Genomic DNA, 15500 nt, shown 5'->3' with positions numbered 1-15500 from the left:
GAACTCTATGTTTCTGGAGAAAGAGAAAACTCCTTTTCAGGTTCGATTTTTAGTTTTCAGTTCCAAAACAGGAAAGATTGATTCTCCAGTTAAGTATCTTTCTGGGTGTTCTCATTTTTTGCATGTTTCTGGAGAATACAATGGCAATCTGGTGATTGAGCTATTAATATCTATCTGTACGGGTACTTTTATCAAGCCATTTTATTTTAATCAAGCAGTTTGCCAATCTCTATATGATATGGCAGAAAACTACGTTTCTGGGCATTTCTGATTTTTAATAGGTTTCTGGGGAATATAATGGAAACTTACTTCCCCTAATGTAGAGGCGATTAACGGGATGACGCCCACCGCTGCACAAACCTCTTAGTAAACGATTATGTAGAGTCGCTATATGATATGGCAGAAACTTATGTTTCTGGCTTTTCCACTTTTTGTTACCTTTCTGGAGAATACAATGGCAAACGCAGCTGAAACTTCCATCACCTCCCTCCGTCTTCAGGATCAATCCTAAATCACAGTAACTTCATAGTGATTTATGTCACATTTTGTAGGTATATATACTAGTTTGAGAGAGTTTTTTTGGGGGGGAAGTGAAGGGGAGATATGCATATTTAAGTGAAATTATAACTTGTGCTTAAGTAAAATTTTCACGAAGTGTACCCTTGAGTAATCGCCACAACATACCTTAATTCACCTCACCGAAGCATGTGTTTTTAGTATATATACTCCGCGAAATCCCCAGGCGGAAAGCCAATCTAAATGTGTTGCCCTCATACATTACCACCTAATTTCCTCAGTCTGATTTAGGTTAGGGGTTAAGGTTTTTAGGGCCGGATTTAGCCATATATGACGTCCAGTTTCATGCAGCATTTATGTACATATCTGACATTTTAAACGTCCGTATCTAGCCATTATTAATGTCAAAAATGGGGACGTTTTGCCGATAAAAAAAATGGTAATCGATGATCGTTTGAATACCATGTTACAACTTGTTAACGGTTAATTCCCGACGTTGACAGAGGGAGGCCACCTTTCTTTACGTTAGTGCGAACCCCTTTTTGGCGCTCAAATGTTATCGGAGTGGCAGTAATTCATTTTTAACTTGCAGGGTTAACGAATGAGCAATGACAAATTGGTTGTCTGCGGAATTGATATTGGATACAGCAATGTAAAAATTGCTGTAGGGGATTCAGCGGATGACAAACCCACAGTCAGTATTTATCCGGCCTACGCTACGAATGAGCCAGTAGATGATGTGCGGCTGGTAAAGCGTAGCTGCGAACATGAAGTGTTGGTGTACCCAGGAGGTAAAGAATGGCGGGCTTTTACCGAACGCCCCGATGCGCGTGAGCTGCATGACCGTTACCACATGACAGAAATGTACCTGGCACTATATCTGGCCTCACTGGATAAAATCACTGCTAAAGCAGGCAATGAAATCGACCTGGTAGTAACTGGTTTACCTGTCCGTCTTGCTAATGAAAGTGAACGCGCGAAACTGACTGCGAGGCTCACCGGTACGTTTACTATTGCGCCAGGAAAAACAGTGACTGTTAAAAAATGCCTCGTTCTTCAGCAGGGCGTTGGTGTCATCAATGACATCGTTAACAGACCGGGCCTTATCAGTCAGGAAGAATTAGAGAAGTCGACCATTCTCGTGGTTGACCCTGGCTTCTTCTCGATGGACTACATCGCCTTTAAGAGCGGAAGCAGGGTATCAGGCTCTTCAGGTTCATCATTAAAAGCAACCAGTGCAATTATCGAAAGCATTGTGAACCGCCTTAATGCCGATAACCCGGAAGAGCGAATTGATGATCTACCAGAAATTATTGAAATCGCTCTCCGTAACAATGAGCAGTCTTTCTTTAATGGGTTCCGCCACATTTCCCTACGTCCTCTGCTTGAAGAAGCTATTCCCTCCATCGCCAGTGATGTAGTCAAAGAGTTGCGAAAATCGACAAGGGTTCTCGGGCCAGTCCATATCATTGCAGCTGCCGGTGGTGGGACAAGGTTCTACGAACAGACCATACGAGAAGAATTCCCCCGAGCCAGGATCGTATCGAGCCCGTTGCCTGTTGCCAGTAATGCCATTGGTTTCTGGAACTATGGCGTTGACTTGATGCTTTACGGCGATGATTGAGCAAAGGGGGTTTCATGCAAGTTCGAGTGACGATTAATCCAATACTGTTTCCAGAGCTGATTAATTATCTGGAATCAAAACAGTCTGGCCAGCGCAGCAGTTCACTATTGGCGCTGGCAAACCGAGCATTGCTAGCAGGTGACAGTTTTATACCCGGTATCGTCCGTGAGACTTCAAAAAAACGTAAATCAGAACAGAAGAAATCAGTCCGTGGGCCGAATACAGAAAATGAGACTGGTCTGATGACTAGTCAGAGAGACGGCCACTTACCCAAAGTAAATGAGGACACTGAACCAAAATTTCGTCACGTGGTTAGCAACGATATAGTCAATACAGGCCCGCCATTTTGTGTGGGCAGTGATATTCAAGAGTTCGAAGTTAAAGATGACCAGTTATCGACGGCGAACCTTACCAGTAAGCCTGAGATTGCTGGAAAAATACCGGATCCCAATCCTGGAGATAAATCGGGCGTTGGGGAGACAGGCGACAATCAAGATAGCGGCGTTAATGAAAAGGTTACACCAAGGCGTGTTCGCATAAGTTGATGCCGTTGTAGGGTTTGTGGGGAGGGGAAATGCAGATAGCAACGAAGAGTTTGGTGCTCGCTTTACTATGTGCTGCTTACTGCACGAGTACGAACGCCAGGCTTGTAGATCTTCGTGGCACTTCTTGGGAAAAGCATTCCCAGAAAGAGTGTGGCCTCGATCCGTACCTTCTCTACGCGGTGGCACTCACCGAGAGTAAAAATAATGCAGGAACCAAGGGGTATGTTGTTCCCAGCCCCTGGGCATTGAACAACTATGTTTATGGGTCGTATTACCCGACAAGTTATGAAGATGCAAAGAGAGCGCTAGCCCGCTATCTCTCAGCCACTCCGGTAACAGATATTGGAATCGTTCAAATTAATTTTCGTTGGAACGGACAGTATGTTAACCATCCTGAAGAACTCCTGGATGTCGATACAAACATCCGAATCGGGGCAAAGACTTTGTGTGCAGCCATCAAAGCTAACCCTGGCGATATAGAACTGGCGATAGGTGGATACAACACTCAAAACCCTAAGTTGGAAGGCAAGGCTCGTGAATATGGTCAGCGCGTATTACGCGTATGGAAGAGGCTTATCGAAAATGATTAATCAAAATTTGTATTTTCTACAGACTGCCATCTCAATTATTACCCGTGCGCAATCGTTGTATAAAAGCCCTTTTGAGTTAGCAGAAGGAGACCGGGAATTTTTGATAGAGAAATCTAATCAGGCCAAGCTCGCTTTATCGATGGAGAAGTATGACTTGCCCATCTTTAATATCTGTCATGATCCCGAGCGCAAGATATCTACTGAGGTAGAAAAATTCGTTCGTCATGACTCATACATCCTACGGCTTGCCCTGCTGGTATTCAGTGTTCGTGTTTTCATTAATACGGGGACTGTTGCCCAAACGTTCTACTGGTTTGATAATGAAAAAACCGTACAGCTTGTCGAACGTATGGATGATGCACAAACAATCGATGCAATCATAACCGGCAAAATATATTTTAAACCTATTCGTCCATTTGCCGATTTAGTAGATTGTGACTTCAGTACAGTTATTGGAGCCCCCAACCCAACCTTAGAATTAACAGGTTACTTACAGTCGCGCTATTCTCATTGGAGTAATTGATTATGAAGGCTGCTCTTGTCCGGGATGAAGATAAATTTGCTTTAACACAGAAAATGGTAAAATTAGGATTTCGTAGAAAGATCATTGTGCATTCGCTTAATGCAAGTGACCGTGTTATTGATTTTTTGCGAAAAGAGTTCCATCTGAGTGATGTATCAATCGGACGACTTAAACATTCAGAGACGCTGCTCAATACGACACATAAAAAGGTTGAGGCAACCAATTTTATGAGCATCTATCTGCGTCGTTCGAAAGACCCAAACAACAGTGACAACATCGTTGATGTGGTGAGTGCGTTCGAAATCTACCGGGAACTAAACCTTAAATTCCGCCCGGAAGAAGCCTCGAAAATGATGATTGATGCCAACGAGGCCTGGACTCTTGCTCGTGATTTTCGAGCTGAAGAAATACGTATGGTAAGGTGTTACCGTTGCGATCTTTCATTTATTTCACCGCAGAGTTGTGACCGTCCACGGAAAAAACATATTTGTCCGTTCTGCTCTGATACAGAAGCTGAAAATGAAAGCTCGTAAGTGACTAAGTTAAATTTCATAAAAAAGCCCGTTTTAACGGGCTTTTTTATTGCCTGGATACTTCGTCACGTGAATGAGTCGGGTTAGTATTGAATAACAAACCTACTGGTGTCCCAAGGAAAATAAAATGAAGAAAATCTCTGGTCTTGCTTTGGTATCGCTGATGTTAGTTGGTTGCGCGGCTTCTCAACCACCAGCTATGCCGGTTGACAGCAATCCATCTGATGCTTTGAAATTTGCCCGAGCGATGGATTTACGTCAGATCACCGATGCTGGCGATCAATACCTTATCTATAACGGTTTCGCGTCCAATGGGCAGCTTGTCCCTCTCAAAACCCCGGTTAAGGCTGGTGAAAAAGGTGTAACCAACCTGGGAGGTAATGGAGTGGCCGATGTGGCTGCGGGCTTCGCGACACACACATCTTTCATCCCTGTGCTGTCTGTTTTAACGGCCCAACAGCCTACTGCTATTGTTGATGGCGTGGTGCGTGTCGCGTCATGGAACGGTAAATCTCAGGAAGATAATGAGCGTGAGGTCAATGCGATTTTCTGGAAAACACTAACCCGGATGGATGGATACAAAGTTGGTGGGATGTGTGAGGGGAAAGGCGGTGCTGTTGAAAATGCAGTTCGTCGGAAAGCGACGAACGGTGATTGGGTATCGTATGCTGATATAGCTCCAACGTTGCCGAAACCACCTATCAGCACCAGCGGTCAGGTGACATTCATTATCGGTAATGACTGCTTCAACCTCTATGCAACACGAGCCTCTAACGTAGGTCTGGTTAAAGAAATGAGTAAAGAACTGGGTGCTCAGCGGGCTCTGTTCTTACCAGGCTCTCCTGAACATGAACCAATGGTATTCAGTGACGGTAAGCAATACCTGTTCAGAAAGTAAAAAAAAAGCCCCGACATAAAGTCGGGGCTTCTTATCCTGCAAAGCTATTGAGTTTTCAAAACAGCCTCTGTGCTAGATTTCGCCGCATCAACATCGATACTGTCAACACCGCTCTGGAATCGCTCCAGGGAGTTCTGGCGAGATCCATCTATATTCAATACGTTTCCTTTACCGGTTATCTTATCCAGATTTATTTCCGACGCTTTAGGTAAAAGTTTCGCCTCGTAAAGTGAACCAATCCACTCTGACAAATCGAGTTTGTTAAAATCAATCCGTCCAAATTCTTCTAACGTCAGTGGTCGACAATCCGGGTTCTTTTTATCCCCCCAGCCGATACCTAACATTGGTCTCCCTTGTTCCTGAATGATGCGACCAATCTGAGAATCAAACGTGCAATAACTTGACCGTTTCTCGATACAGACACCCAGAAACTTTGTTTCACACCAGCTGGATATATGCACGGCCAATTTTGTTTCTTTCTTAACGGCAAGCTTAAATTCATCAGGAGTACAAGCCCAGATGATGTTGACCAGTATATTAGCAATCTGGTACGCCATGTAAGCATATCCAACCACGGATATTGCCGAAACAATAGTTGACGACAATTGAACAGATGTAGCCAGGCCAGACGATGTTACGGCTGCGCCACCGCCAGAGGCCGCACTTTCAAATATCAGATTCGTCGCAGCAGGGCCGAAGGTATCAAGAGTCCATTGAGCAACTTGTTTCGTCAGCGCTCCTATAGCCTGATTCATCAAACCGGACAAACCTGCTTCTGTAGCTTGCTGAGCCGCTTCAGTACCTGCCGACCCAACCAGACTGTTGAAAGCGGAAATAGCTGGTCGAGTTATTGTATCGATGGCATTAGTCATAAGTTCGGAACCCATGTCAAAAATACCTTTTCCCTGTTCGAACATACCGGCTTTTACAGAGACAGCATCAGCAATTTTTAGAGTGTAGTAGGACAACTGCAAATACTGAATCCAGCTGACATCTACGGGCTGATCACAACAATCCACCCATCCCCCCATCGCCGATTTACATTGTGCAGACTCACCTTTAAAAAGAGTGCAGGAACGGTTGGTTTCGTCAGTATCATCGCCACACTTCATTTCATTCAATGCGTAAGTTGCGGCCTGAAGAGTTGCAACTGCTTTGTTGAAATCGCCGCTTGGTTCAGCAGAAGGCTGTAGGCAAGACCCATTAAGGCATTGCACAGCGCCAGGACAAGTATAGGTATCGGTGGAGGAGGTATTGGGTACAACGACATCCGTTCCGCAATCCCATACCTCGGTTGCCTGCCAGCACCCATTTTTGTCACCCTCCGCACCTGTTATGCAAGTGGACTTAATGAATTTACATGCAGTGTTTGCATCGTACTGCTTGCAAGTATTGTTAACGCCACCGTCGGTTCCGCAGTTGGAAACTACCGTTGCAGACTTACAGAAAGGTGAGAGACCTCCGATCGGCGGCTTAGCAAGCTGGTTTTCGCAGATACGTGCGCCATTTATGGTTGCGCACCCATTTGCATCAGGAATGACTGTCTCGCGGCAGGTTACCGTGTAATTCTGGCAATACCCGGCGTTGATGGCCTTCAGCAACGTATCGAATTGTTCAGGTTTATCAACAGTCCAGGCGTTATCCGAGATAATTTTGTTTGGGTCAAAGTAAATATAAATGAGAGCATAACCTTCGCCGCTGCCAGTCACTGACACACGGTTTTTGAAATTAAGAACGCCATTTTGGGGGGTATTTCGGATTTGTGCTGTTACATCTACATTAATCGACTGATCCCAGCTTGTTTTTAATTCACAGGCTCCTGATGTCTCTGGCGGGAAGACGTTTAAACCTTTTGGCCCTGCCCAAACCAAACTACCCCTATCTGTACCACCGACATAAATCTGCATGTAATCATCCCATTTAGCCCTGATGATCTTGGCGCTGGTAACTGCCTGGGGATTGTAGACAGTGACGGCCATTGCCTGTTCAAATATTGTGCAGTTGCCGTCCCAGTAGTTATCACCGACAGTCCCGAGCCAGAGTTCGATGCAGTTAGTGCCGCAAGAACCGATGTTCGCCGCGCCACTATAATGCGAGAGCATACCGGCAACGTAAGGATGGTAGAGGGTGAATGTGCCGCTGACACTTGTGGTACGGGTACATTCGCGATAATCAGGGATATGGTTGACGGTGTCCTTATTCGTCATGGTCTTGGTCATAGAACAATCACCAAGATCTTGCATGTACTTATCCTGATTCTCCAGGAAGTCTTTATGGCCATCAAAGATGGAATCATCAGGTTTAATGTTTGCTGTAGTTTTCGTTGAGCCCACCAGCGTTCGGTAAGCTTCGCCGCGCAGTGAATTTTCGGTTTTCAGATTGGCGTTGGTTGTATTGCCCAGTTTTAGCGTGTTGCTGTCATCTCCGTAGGTTCCTTTCAGGCTATCCAGTGAAGTTGATGAACCTTGATTTGGATAAGCAGAGTTCAAATCAACGGCCTGGCCTTTTCCATACTGAACCGTACCATTTGACGTAGCTGAAACTTGCGGCAGTGTTTTATAGAAATTAGTGGCAGATGTAACGTTTTCCTGGGTCGTTGCTGAAAAGGCATACGGCACGTAGGATACAACACCAAGGTGACATAACATCGTTATTGTGCAGAGTGGTCTGTAAAACCATTTTTTGCGGAAAAGGTTTTTCATTCTATGATCACCTTTGTCGTGGTTACTGATTATGAAATCAGAGATCTCGGTAACTAAATTTCGTCAGCCAGCATTTCTATGCGAAGCTACTAAAATGAAGGATTAAGCAGGCAGCGTATTAAACAGACTGGTTTCAGACAATAAAGAAGGACGGCAAAACGAGGGTGTTTTCAGCGTCTTGAATATTACCGACTGGAGGTACTTATGGACATGTTTGGTATTACTGGCCTTATCCCATTATCGGGGCCAAGCGATTCAGATTATGGTGGTGGAAATGGTAAGAGGGGACGTGGAAAAAATGGCAGAACGTTCAAGAGCAAATGTGAGCGTATGTGGGAGTTTTATATTCTGCTCTATTCTTTACTGAGCCTTCCTGTCGTATACATGTTCGTGACCACATAAGAGCCCTGCAAGATTGCAGGGCTTTATTGCGAATCACTTACTCGATGAAATTATCATGTCGTCATTTCCACCACTATGACCTCCATTGTTCTCTTTATTACGTGGATGCACAGGTACATACTCCTGATGCGACTGGGTTGCACGTGCAGGTGGCGGATCACTGAACATTGTACCTCCGTTATTTGAATCACTATGACCACCAGCGCCTTGGGTATTAATGTTTGTTGTCTCAGACCCACCATAGTTTGAGTTCTGGTTTAAACCATTATGACCTTCAGCACCTTGGGCATTAACGGTCATTGTCTCAGCCTCGCCGTATCCCTGGTTGTGGGTTCCCATCGCGTAAGGGACGCCATCACCCACAGCAGAACCTCCATTTGATGCCTGATGCATCCCTCCAAGGTTGTTGGCCATGCCACCGGTGTTGTATTCGTGGGTTTGGCGATCGGTATTCAGTGCAGTAGTAGCCTGTTGAATAATGGAGCCATCATTGGCTGAACGGTCTAAACCGGCATTATCAATACGGGCTGCAATACCACGGGCAAGAGCAGTATTTCCGCCCATAACCGTTCCATTGTCATTTTCACCACCCGTCGCGAGTTGAATACGTGCCATCATGTCACTGCGGGCCTGGGAAAGTTGTTGCTCAGACGCTCCAGCTTTAGTCATGGCGTAGTAGTTCACAATAGAATCTCGCGCCGCTTCGCGGTTTGCATCTCCACCAAGCGGAATTTCCCCAGCGATGGTTCTGGCCTGATCATGTACCTGTTCATATACCGGGCTTTCTTTGAACGCATTACTGACATGAGAAACGAGTTTATTAAAATCGCCAGTAATACCGCCAAGATTATAGTGGTTGTTTTCGAAATCATTTGCGGCGGTGTTACCCGCTTTCGTCATGACTTCACCCTCATTTCCCTTGTGAATTTGCTCAACTGCACCGCTATTCTGTCCCCCGACAGTATTAACCTGGCCTTGCCCATAACCATCAGACGATGACGCATGTGCTTCACCAAGCGCTCCGTAAGATCGGCCTGTTACTGCATTAACGGAGTTGCCAACGTCCGCTGCACCAGCAACTGCGCGGCCACCAGCGCTTTCAGCTCCACCACTCACGCCACGGTATTGCTCAGATGCAGTTGTCGTCAGTACTGGGCTGGAATCAGCGTTAATGAACCCGGCTTTGGCAGCTACTGCACCGGCAACACCAAGTTCACTGGCTGCTTTGAATTGAGCAAAGGTATGCGCGTCTTCGTGAGTCATACCTAAAGAGGTCAGGCTCGCTGCATCACCGGCGATTTTGCTGGACAGTTCCGGGTGCGCCGCGAGGGTTTGAGTCAATGTTGCTTGTGCATCATGATTACGACCAATGGCTGTAGCAAGTTGCGCAGCATTCATTGTCTGGCCCATTGAGGTACTTGAAACGAAGGAGTTTGCTTCCTGGAAGTTCTTTTGTGCGGACTGCATTCTTTGATTTGCCTCAGCAAAAGAACGAGTCGATTGAGAACTCTCACCTTCTTGCGATAAGGACTGGTACATCGCACTTGCTGCGGTATTGACGATGCGTGACTGGGTCGCACTGTCTATTTTGTGCGACGAGGCGCTGTCTGTAGAACCGTACTTAGCACTGTTGTCATTACTCAGGCCACTGCTTTCTGCCTCTGAACGTGACATTCCACCTTTAACACCAACACCAGCACTTGAACTTCCCGCACCGCCACCGACACTCACATCACCTTTGGCGATAGAGACAAGCGCCTGCATATCAGAAATACCTTGTTCTTTAGCCACAGAACTGACAAGGGCACGATCTGAGCTGCTCAGGCTGGCAAATGCTGCATTGGAAGCGTCACTATAAACTTGCGAATGTCCACCAGAATTCATGTTACTGGCCACCTGGCTAATCATTGCTCCAGATTGGGCAGTCAAGGAACTGGATGCTGAATCTAGTTCTTGCTTAGCGCTGGACAGGTTGTGAGTAGCGACCTTTTTCATGTCAATGGCAGGGAGAGTGCCAGAAGACCCACCCATGATAGTTCCTTGTGTTGGGTTAAATTCAACATCGGAACCACGACTGTTTATCGCAGGAGCGTTGGTGACATCAGGTGCGAGAGTTTTAGTATCGGCAGCTGAAGGTGCTGCTGCTGAGCTTGCAAGAGAGTTAAAGGCAACAGAACTGCCCCAGACAATGAATCCACCCAGGGCCGGGATCATCGCGTATAAATTACCAGCAAGACCTATACTTTTTTGAGTCTCAAACAGGAGCTGATAAAGCTGAGCAAAGCTAAGTCCGCCAGAACCCGAACTGACAAGAATTTGGCTTGACGTATCACGGATACTGTTTAACACATACATGTTGACGACCGCTGCGAGGGGAAGCCAAGTCCATGTCCAGATGATAACGAGGAAGTACTTCATCACCAGTCGCAAACCCATAATACCCAGACCGAAAAGGAAGGCCATAAATGGTGCGAGTGCGTATATTATTCCCTGGAAAATCGGCATAAATGAACCCATCCAGCTCAAGAATGATGAACCAGAAGAAGACCATTGGAATGCCTGTTGAGTCATGGTTTGGGCGCGAGTTACAGCAGCAGTACCACGAAATGAGCTTTCGAGTCCGTACATTGGCAGTTCCCTGAAATGAGGGTACATGACCAACATCAATTGGAAATCACGAATATCAGTGCCACTTATGTTGAAGAAATTCAGTACTTCCTGGGCTTTTCCTGAACCTGAGCATGGCGCACCACCGCAAGTGCGCCCGGATGCGGTATAAGAGCTGGCAAAAGCTGAGTCCAGGCTAGAAGCGTTCTGGGTAGCGAGTCCTTTAAGTTTCGTGTACGCGTCAGAACAGGTATAAAGTGAGCCCCCATTTGAAGATTCTTCAGTACTGGTAGACCAGCCGCTACGTACATTGTCGTAAATAACAACCCGCTGGAAGGAATCGTTCGAGGCTAGCCCTGATACACCTTGATTAGAGCGATACATTGAAGCAAAGGTTTTAGACCCACGAATAATATCGTTGCCTACGCAGTTCTTCACATAGTTTGAAACGCTTGCGTCCAGATCACCGTAAGCACCAGTTTGACCCGTCCAGCGCATTGGCGTTTTCAATGTGTCGTATAAAGTGGCCAGAGTGAAAAGGGGATCCAGAGACCCATACTCAGTCATGCTTGGGACAGAAAATGCCTGCTCCATCTTCTCGGTAGTTGCATACCCAACAGTAGACAGTACAGATGCGGCAACGGCTAATCCCGCTGGTACATTATCAACAGCACGAAACTTACCCGTTGTAACATCTTCAATGTTGGTGCGCATCGATACACTGAAAAACAGGTAATACATCACGACGGCCACACACATATGAGAAAGGGATAATGATTTCCCGGCTGATATAGCAGCAGCAAGCACGACACAAATTACACCAATGAGTGCTGAAATCCTAAACAAGGATCCGTAAGTGCCATCATTCAATAACATGGCAACGGAATTGAATATATTATAAATAAATTCAATGTTGCCAACAGTATATACGTTCCATTCACTCATATTAAGTTACCTTGTTAGAGCGAGCCATCAAGAGAACCTTCAGATTCATAATGAACCTGCGGAAGCGTTGTCATATAGTTGCTGAATGATTCAGGTATACGGGCCTCGCCACCATAACGGGATATCATGGCGTTATAGGAGACATACAGATTTTGCCTTGCCTTTTCGATTAGCTCTCCAGCATCCTTATAATAAACTGACGCCGATTTATCATTTTCCTGCTGGAGCCGTGCGCCGGTCGCAGCAGCCGTAAGCATTTCGCTGAGGTAGTTATAAGCAGCTGAATAGGCTATGACAGGAGATAGTTCACGTATATAGGAATAAGATGCGGCTAAATCATGACGTGCAATTTGAGTCGCTTTACTGGTAGCACCAGCTACGTTGTAGTAGTTTGCTTGCCGTAATTTAGCATCCCCAGGGTTTGAACCAGTTCTGGCCGAGCTCAAATATCCGTTATCGATAAAGAAGAGTGTGATATTGGCAGCGAGACCTTTAATTATTTTGGTCTGTTTTTTGGGATTCTCACAAGTACTAGTCTGACCTGAACAAGACCAGAAATCGAAACTATCATCACCATTTATAAAAGAATCCAGGACATTTGAAGTTGCGAGTGGAGCAATCCTAACCACACTCTTTTTAGCTGACCCATCTTTATCTGTACCCAACTGGCTACCGACGATGATGGTGCCGGTCATAGACATAATAAGTTCTTTTTGCTCATCTTCGGAGCCGATGAATTGATTACTAAAGCTACCATTCTGGAGCAAACACCACACAATGTTACCGTAATCGTCACATGCCTTTCTTTTCCCTGCCTCTTGTTTTTGTACGTCGGGTGCTTTACCACCACCCATATTGCCCCACATGGCTTTAAATTGGTCTGAGAGGCCATCAGAGGACAGCTGAGAAGATACAGCAGCCTTTGCACTGTCACCAAATGCAGAGGCAGTGTCGACTAACAACCCCTTCGCTAACTGACACGAATTTGCGGTCAGATCGTTCATCTGCTGGATGATTGCCTGCATTTTCGAAATAGCATTATCCAGAACGGCATCCATAGCGTTCAGGGCCAACTGGAAAGCTAGACCGGCAGCATTAGAAGCAATATTACGTAGCATCTGGACGAACTGATCAGCGTTGATGAACGAGAATGACCCGCCGAAAAGGTCTATCCCTCCACATCCTCCCGACGCAGAAGGGAGACTAATACTAATAGGTGTCAATGTACGGAGCTTATTACGTAGAACAAATCCGCCACCGGTATATCCATCACGTGTAACGCTCTGATAATCACCGGGAGCTGTAACATTCGACATAGAGCCGAACATACTGTCTAGCTGAGTACTAATGCTGGTGGCCTCGCATTGAAAAGCTGTCAACCCGGAGAGGCAGATAGAAATTGCAAGAATGTTTCTACGGAATACATTCTTTATATTATAGTTGCGCGAAATCTTCATTTTTCCCCCGGGTTATTAGCATTTGGGTTAGGTGTCGAACCGTAGCCAGCTTTAGCTTGTATATATTTGATAAACTCATCAGGTTGTTGAGTTAGGTCTTTAGGCATGTCATTCAGAATGTTTGAGTCGATATAGCCGGTATCGTTATATGGCAAGGTGCTCTTATATTGCTGGTCAGAAATGATCCCTGCATCGTGGGCAATAAGGACTGTTCTTGAAATTAACTGGTCTGCACTGATAGGCCCAAATGAGACAATGCGTGTTGTAGATGGCGGGATTGCCAGAGCTATCGCAGGTGCGTTTGATATTTGGAGCTTTGATGCCTGGCCAGAATCAGGCCTCCAGTCCGGGTAAATATTCCCTGGAAGAGGTTTACCATCAAGTGAAATTGGGATGACCTTCATGTCTGTCATGAAACTAAACGTATTCATAACAGAAGCTTGCTTTACGCATATGGAGCAGTTTTCCCCACGGAAGAAGAAAAACAATCCTGCTTTTGTCGCTACGTCTTTTATGACCGTTCTCGAATTGTTTTCAGCTTCATTCGATTGATCCATTGCCCCAAATGTTGAGGTTGAGCGGCGGCTATTCTCATCTATGAGGGGGTCGGTAGAAGTAACCAACCTAGCCATATCAGTAAAGCGGCTGGCTTTATCCAGCATAATGCGTTGGGCCAGAAAATATGCCCTAACGTTTTCTTGGGTAGGATTGTCGATGGCCTGGTTGCGTAGTTTCTGAATGTTTTCATTAAACCAGGCTACGGTGAACGGAGCCGGGCCGGGCTTTTCAGTTGCGGCAGGTTCTGGAGTCGACTCCATAGGTGTTTGAGCAACCTGTTTAGGCGTTTCTTGAGGCGGTAAAGTCGGCGGAGGAGGTAACTTCACTGGCTTTTTCTTCACTGGCTCAGGTGGCGATTTACGCCAGAACCAACCTTCCTCTTTTCCATTCAGAAATGCCTGACCACCAGCGAGGTCGTCACTGGTGGTCTGAGGGGATTGAGACGTTGGGGTGTTACCCTCATCCGCAAGAACTGAGGTAGAAAAAGCAAATCCCACTAGCAGGGGAATAATGATTTTAGTTAAAAATTGATATTTCATCGGAATTACCCTCGGAAATTATTCTTGCGATAGACTCCGTCCAGAAAAAGCTATTTTTTCCACTAAAGACCCTTGCACTTTCAAGTTGGCGAGTTAATGCATAATGCCTATATCTGACCTGTCCTATACGTTTGGCTACACTATCCGACTTAACACCAATTTCGGAGCAAGCCTCATCGAGAGTCATGCGTGTTCCATATTTACGCAACAGCTCATCAGTAACTATGTTCTTAGGGTCGTCGTTAACTAATACCGCAGGGATTTTGTGTGCTGGCATAAGCATTGCCCTGTTATGAGAACATTTAAGTGTCTTCATAAAACTCCCTTATCAGAAATACGGACGGCATTACGATTAGTTTGCCATATGGGTTAAAATAACAAGTTCAAAAATGGCAACGTTTTGACTGTAAAAATCAAAAGTAATTTTCATGTGCATCCGTTTTGTTTACATGATTTGAAATCAGCAAATACAAAAAAACCCAGTCCGAAGACTGGGTTTTTCTGTGTTAGCTAATTAAAAGAATTAGATGCTTTAAAGACCAAAGTTATCTTTAAAATGGCCTTGGTTCTTCCAGGATGAATTCTCCATCACACAGCATTCAAATACTGTATTCAGGCCGTCATCTGGAAATTTAAGGGCATCGTTGCCTATACGAATGATGTTACCGATGAGTTCACGGGCTAACTGAGAATTACGCAAGAAACGCGTAAAGAACTCATTGCTGATATGTTTGCCCAGGTTATAAGCAAATTCAAGCAACGTTGCATCGTTAGCAGTCAGCACCGCACCAGATTCAGATGCGTAATAAAAAACATTCTCTTGGCAACCGAGGTTTTTCATTGCGCGGAGAAACAACATTTCTCCTTCCATATCCATAAGGCGAAAAATTATATCAATATCAGATTCATCGTTTACGACAGCACCGACAGCATCATAAAGTACGGCAGCGGGAGCTTGTTCAAACTCATCACGTTCGTAATTCATCAACATACGGTTTTGTGCGTTATTAAAGCTATCAATATGATCTGATTTAGCAGTAGTTGAAGTATACATGAGTGAC

At 45.5% G+C, this 15500-nt stretch carries 13 protein-coding genes; 7 read left to right on the top strand and 6 right to left on the bottom strand.

The window, feature by feature from the left end:
- The first annotated feature begins 7 nt into the window (after positions 1-7).
- The 7 genes from HV318_RS23500 (at position 8) to HV318_RS23470 (ending at position 5229) form a co-directional block, all read left to right on the top strand.
- Positions 8-271, top strand: coding sequence for a hypothetical protein (locus HV318_RS23500; RefSeq protein WP_128297794.1), 264 nt, complete (start codon positions 8-10; stop codon positions 269-271).
- A gap of 846 nt (positions 272-1117) precedes the next feature.
- Positions 1118-2140, top strand: a complete 1023-nt coding sequence (locus tag HV318_RS23495) for a ParM/StbA family protein (protein WP_007372253.1) — start codon at positions 1118-1120, stop codon at positions 2138-2140.
- Positions 2141-2154: 14 nt separating this feature from the next.
- Positions 2155-2685, top strand: a complete 531-nt coding sequence (locus HV318_RS23490; protein ID WP_016241570.1) for a hypothetical protein — start codon at positions 2155-2157, stop codon at positions 2683-2685.
- Between the two features lie 29 nt (positions 2686-2714).
- Positions 2715-3275, top strand: a complete 561-nt coding sequence (locus tag HV318_RS23485) for a transglycosylase SLT domain-containing protein (RefSeq protein WP_016241571.1) — start codon at positions 2715-2717, stop codon at positions 3273-3275.
- Complete coding sequence (locus tag HV318_RS23480; RefSeq protein ID WP_016241572.1) at positions 3268-3798, top strand: hypothetical protein; 531 nt, start codon at positions 3268-3270, stop codon at positions 3796-3798. Before HV318_RS23485 ends, HV318_RS23480 begins: the two co-directional genes overlap by 8 nt.
- 2 nt (positions 3799-3800) lie before the next feature.
- A complete protein-coding gene (locus HV318_RS23475; protein ID WP_007372252.1) occupies positions 3801-4331 on the top strand; it encodes a FlhC family transcriptional regulator in 531 nt (176 codons plus the stop codon).
- A 127-nt stretch (positions 4332-4458) separates the two neighbouring features.
- Positions 4459-5229, top strand: a complete 771-nt coding sequence (locus HV318_RS23470; RefSeq protein WP_007372251.1) for a putative periplasmic lipoprotein — start codon at positions 4459-4461, stop codon at positions 5227-5229.
- 44 nt (positions 5230-5273) lie between these two features.
- Here the strand turns inward: HV318_RS23470 and traN are convergent, their stop codons facing one another.
- The 6 genes from traN to HV318_RS23440 all read right to left on the bottom strand — a co-directional run bounded on the left by traN (position 5274) and on the right by HV318_RS23440 (position 15493).
- Positions 5274-7931, bottom strand: a complete 2658-nt coding sequence (traN, locus tag HV318_RS23465) for a conjugal transfer mating pair stabilization protein TraN (RefSeq protein WP_007372250.1) — start codon at positions 7929-7931, stop codon at positions 5274-5276.
- Between the two features lie 435 nt (positions 7932-8366).
- Positions 8367-11885, bottom strand: a complete 3519-nt coding sequence (locus HV318_RS23460; RefSeq protein WP_007372249.1) for a conjugal transfer protein TraG N-terminal domain-containing protein — start codon at positions 11883-11885, stop codon at positions 8367-8369.
- A gap of 14 nt (positions 11886-11899) precedes the next feature.
- On the bottom strand, positions 11900-13342 hold the full coding sequence (locus tag HV318_RS23455; protein ID WP_009653894.1) for a conjugal transfer protein TraH: 1443 nt from the start codon (positions 13340-13342) through the stop codon (positions 11900-11902).
- A complete protein-coding gene (gene traF / locus HV318_RS23450) occupies positions 13339-14439 on the bottom strand; it encodes a conjugal transfer protein TraF (protein ID WP_007372246.1) in 1101 nt (366 codons plus the stop codon). The genes HV318_RS23455 and traF overlap by 4 nt, the downstream gene beginning before the upstream one ends.
- Positions 14417-14755, bottom strand: a complete 339-nt coding sequence (locus HV318_RS23445) for a hypothetical protein (protein WP_024196083.1) — start codon at positions 14753-14755, stop codon at positions 14417-14419. The genes traF and HV318_RS23445 overlap by 23 nt, the downstream gene beginning before the upstream one ends.
- A 216-nt stretch (positions 14756-14971) precedes the next feature.
- Positions 14972-15493 carry a hypothetical protein gene (locus HV318_RS23440; protein WP_007372245.1) on the bottom strand — a complete coding sequence of 174 codons (522 nt, stop codon included), beginning with the start codon at positions 15491-15493 and terminating at the stop codon, positions 14972-14974.
- Between the last annotated feature and the right edge of the window lie 7 nt (positions 15494-15500).

This window comes from Enterobacter sp. RHBSTW-00901, assembly GCF_014103115.1.
In the GTDB taxonomy this organism is placed as follows: domain Bacteria; phylum Pseudomonadota; class Gammaproteobacteria; order Enterobacterales; family Enterobacteriaceae; genus Enterobacter; species Enterobacter cloacae_P.
The sequence above is the reverse complement of the archived record's forward strand: the minus strand, read 5'-3'. Positions and strand labels throughout refer to the sequence as shown.

Excerpts from the sequence above, each read along its gene's own strand:
- HV318_RS23500 (WP_128297794.1), top strand. The coding sequence starts at position 8 with ATGTTTCTGGAGAAAGAGAAAACTCCTTTTCAGGTTCGATTTTTAGTT.
- HV318_RS23495 (WP_007372253.1), top strand. The coding sequence starts at position 1,118 with ATGAGCAATGACAAATTGGTTGTCTGCGGAATTGATATTGGATACAGC.
- HV318_RS23490 (WP_016241570.1), top strand. The coding sequence starts at position 2,155 with ATGCAAGTTCGAGTGACGATTAATCCAATACTGTTTCCAGAGCTGATT.
- HV318_RS23485 (WP_016241571.1), top strand. The coding sequence starts at position 2,715 with ATGCAGATAGCAACGAAGAGTTTGGTGCTCGCTTTACTATGTGCTGCT.
- HV318_RS23480 (WP_016241572.1), top strand. The coding sequence starts at position 3,268 with ATGATTAATCAAAATTTGTATTTTCTACAGACTGCCATCTCAATTATT.
- HV318_RS23475 (WP_007372252.1), top strand. The coding sequence starts at position 3,801 with ATGAAGGCTGCTCTTGTCCGGGATGAAGATAAATTTGCTTTAACACAG.
- HV318_RS23470 (WP_007372251.1), top strand. The coding sequence starts at position 4,459 with ATGAAGAAAATCTCTGGTCTTGCTTTGGTATCGCTGATGTTAGTTGGT.
- traN (WP_007372250.1), bottom strand. The coding sequence starts at position 7,931 with ATGAAAAACCTTTTCCGCAAAAAATGGTTTTACAGACCACTCTGCACA.
- HV318_RS23460 (WP_007372249.1), bottom strand. The coding sequence starts at position 11,885 with ATGAGTGAATGGAACGTATATACTGTTGGCAACATTGAATTTATTTAT.
- HV318_RS23455 (WP_009653894.1), bottom strand. The coding sequence starts at position 13,342 with ATGAAGATTTCGCGCAACTATAATATAAAGAATGTATTCCGTAGAAAC.
- traF (WP_007372246.1), bottom strand. The coding sequence starts at position 14,439 with ATGAAATATCAATTTTTAACTAAAATCATTATTCCCCTGCTAGTGGGA.
- HV318_RS23445 (WP_024196083.1), bottom strand. The coding sequence starts at position 14,755 with ATGAAGACACTTAAATGTTCTCATAACAGGGCAATGCTTATGCCAGCA.
- HV318_RS23440 (WP_007372245.1), bottom strand. The coding sequence starts at position 15,493 with ATGTATACTTCAACTACTGCTAAATCAGATCATATTGATAGCTTTAAT.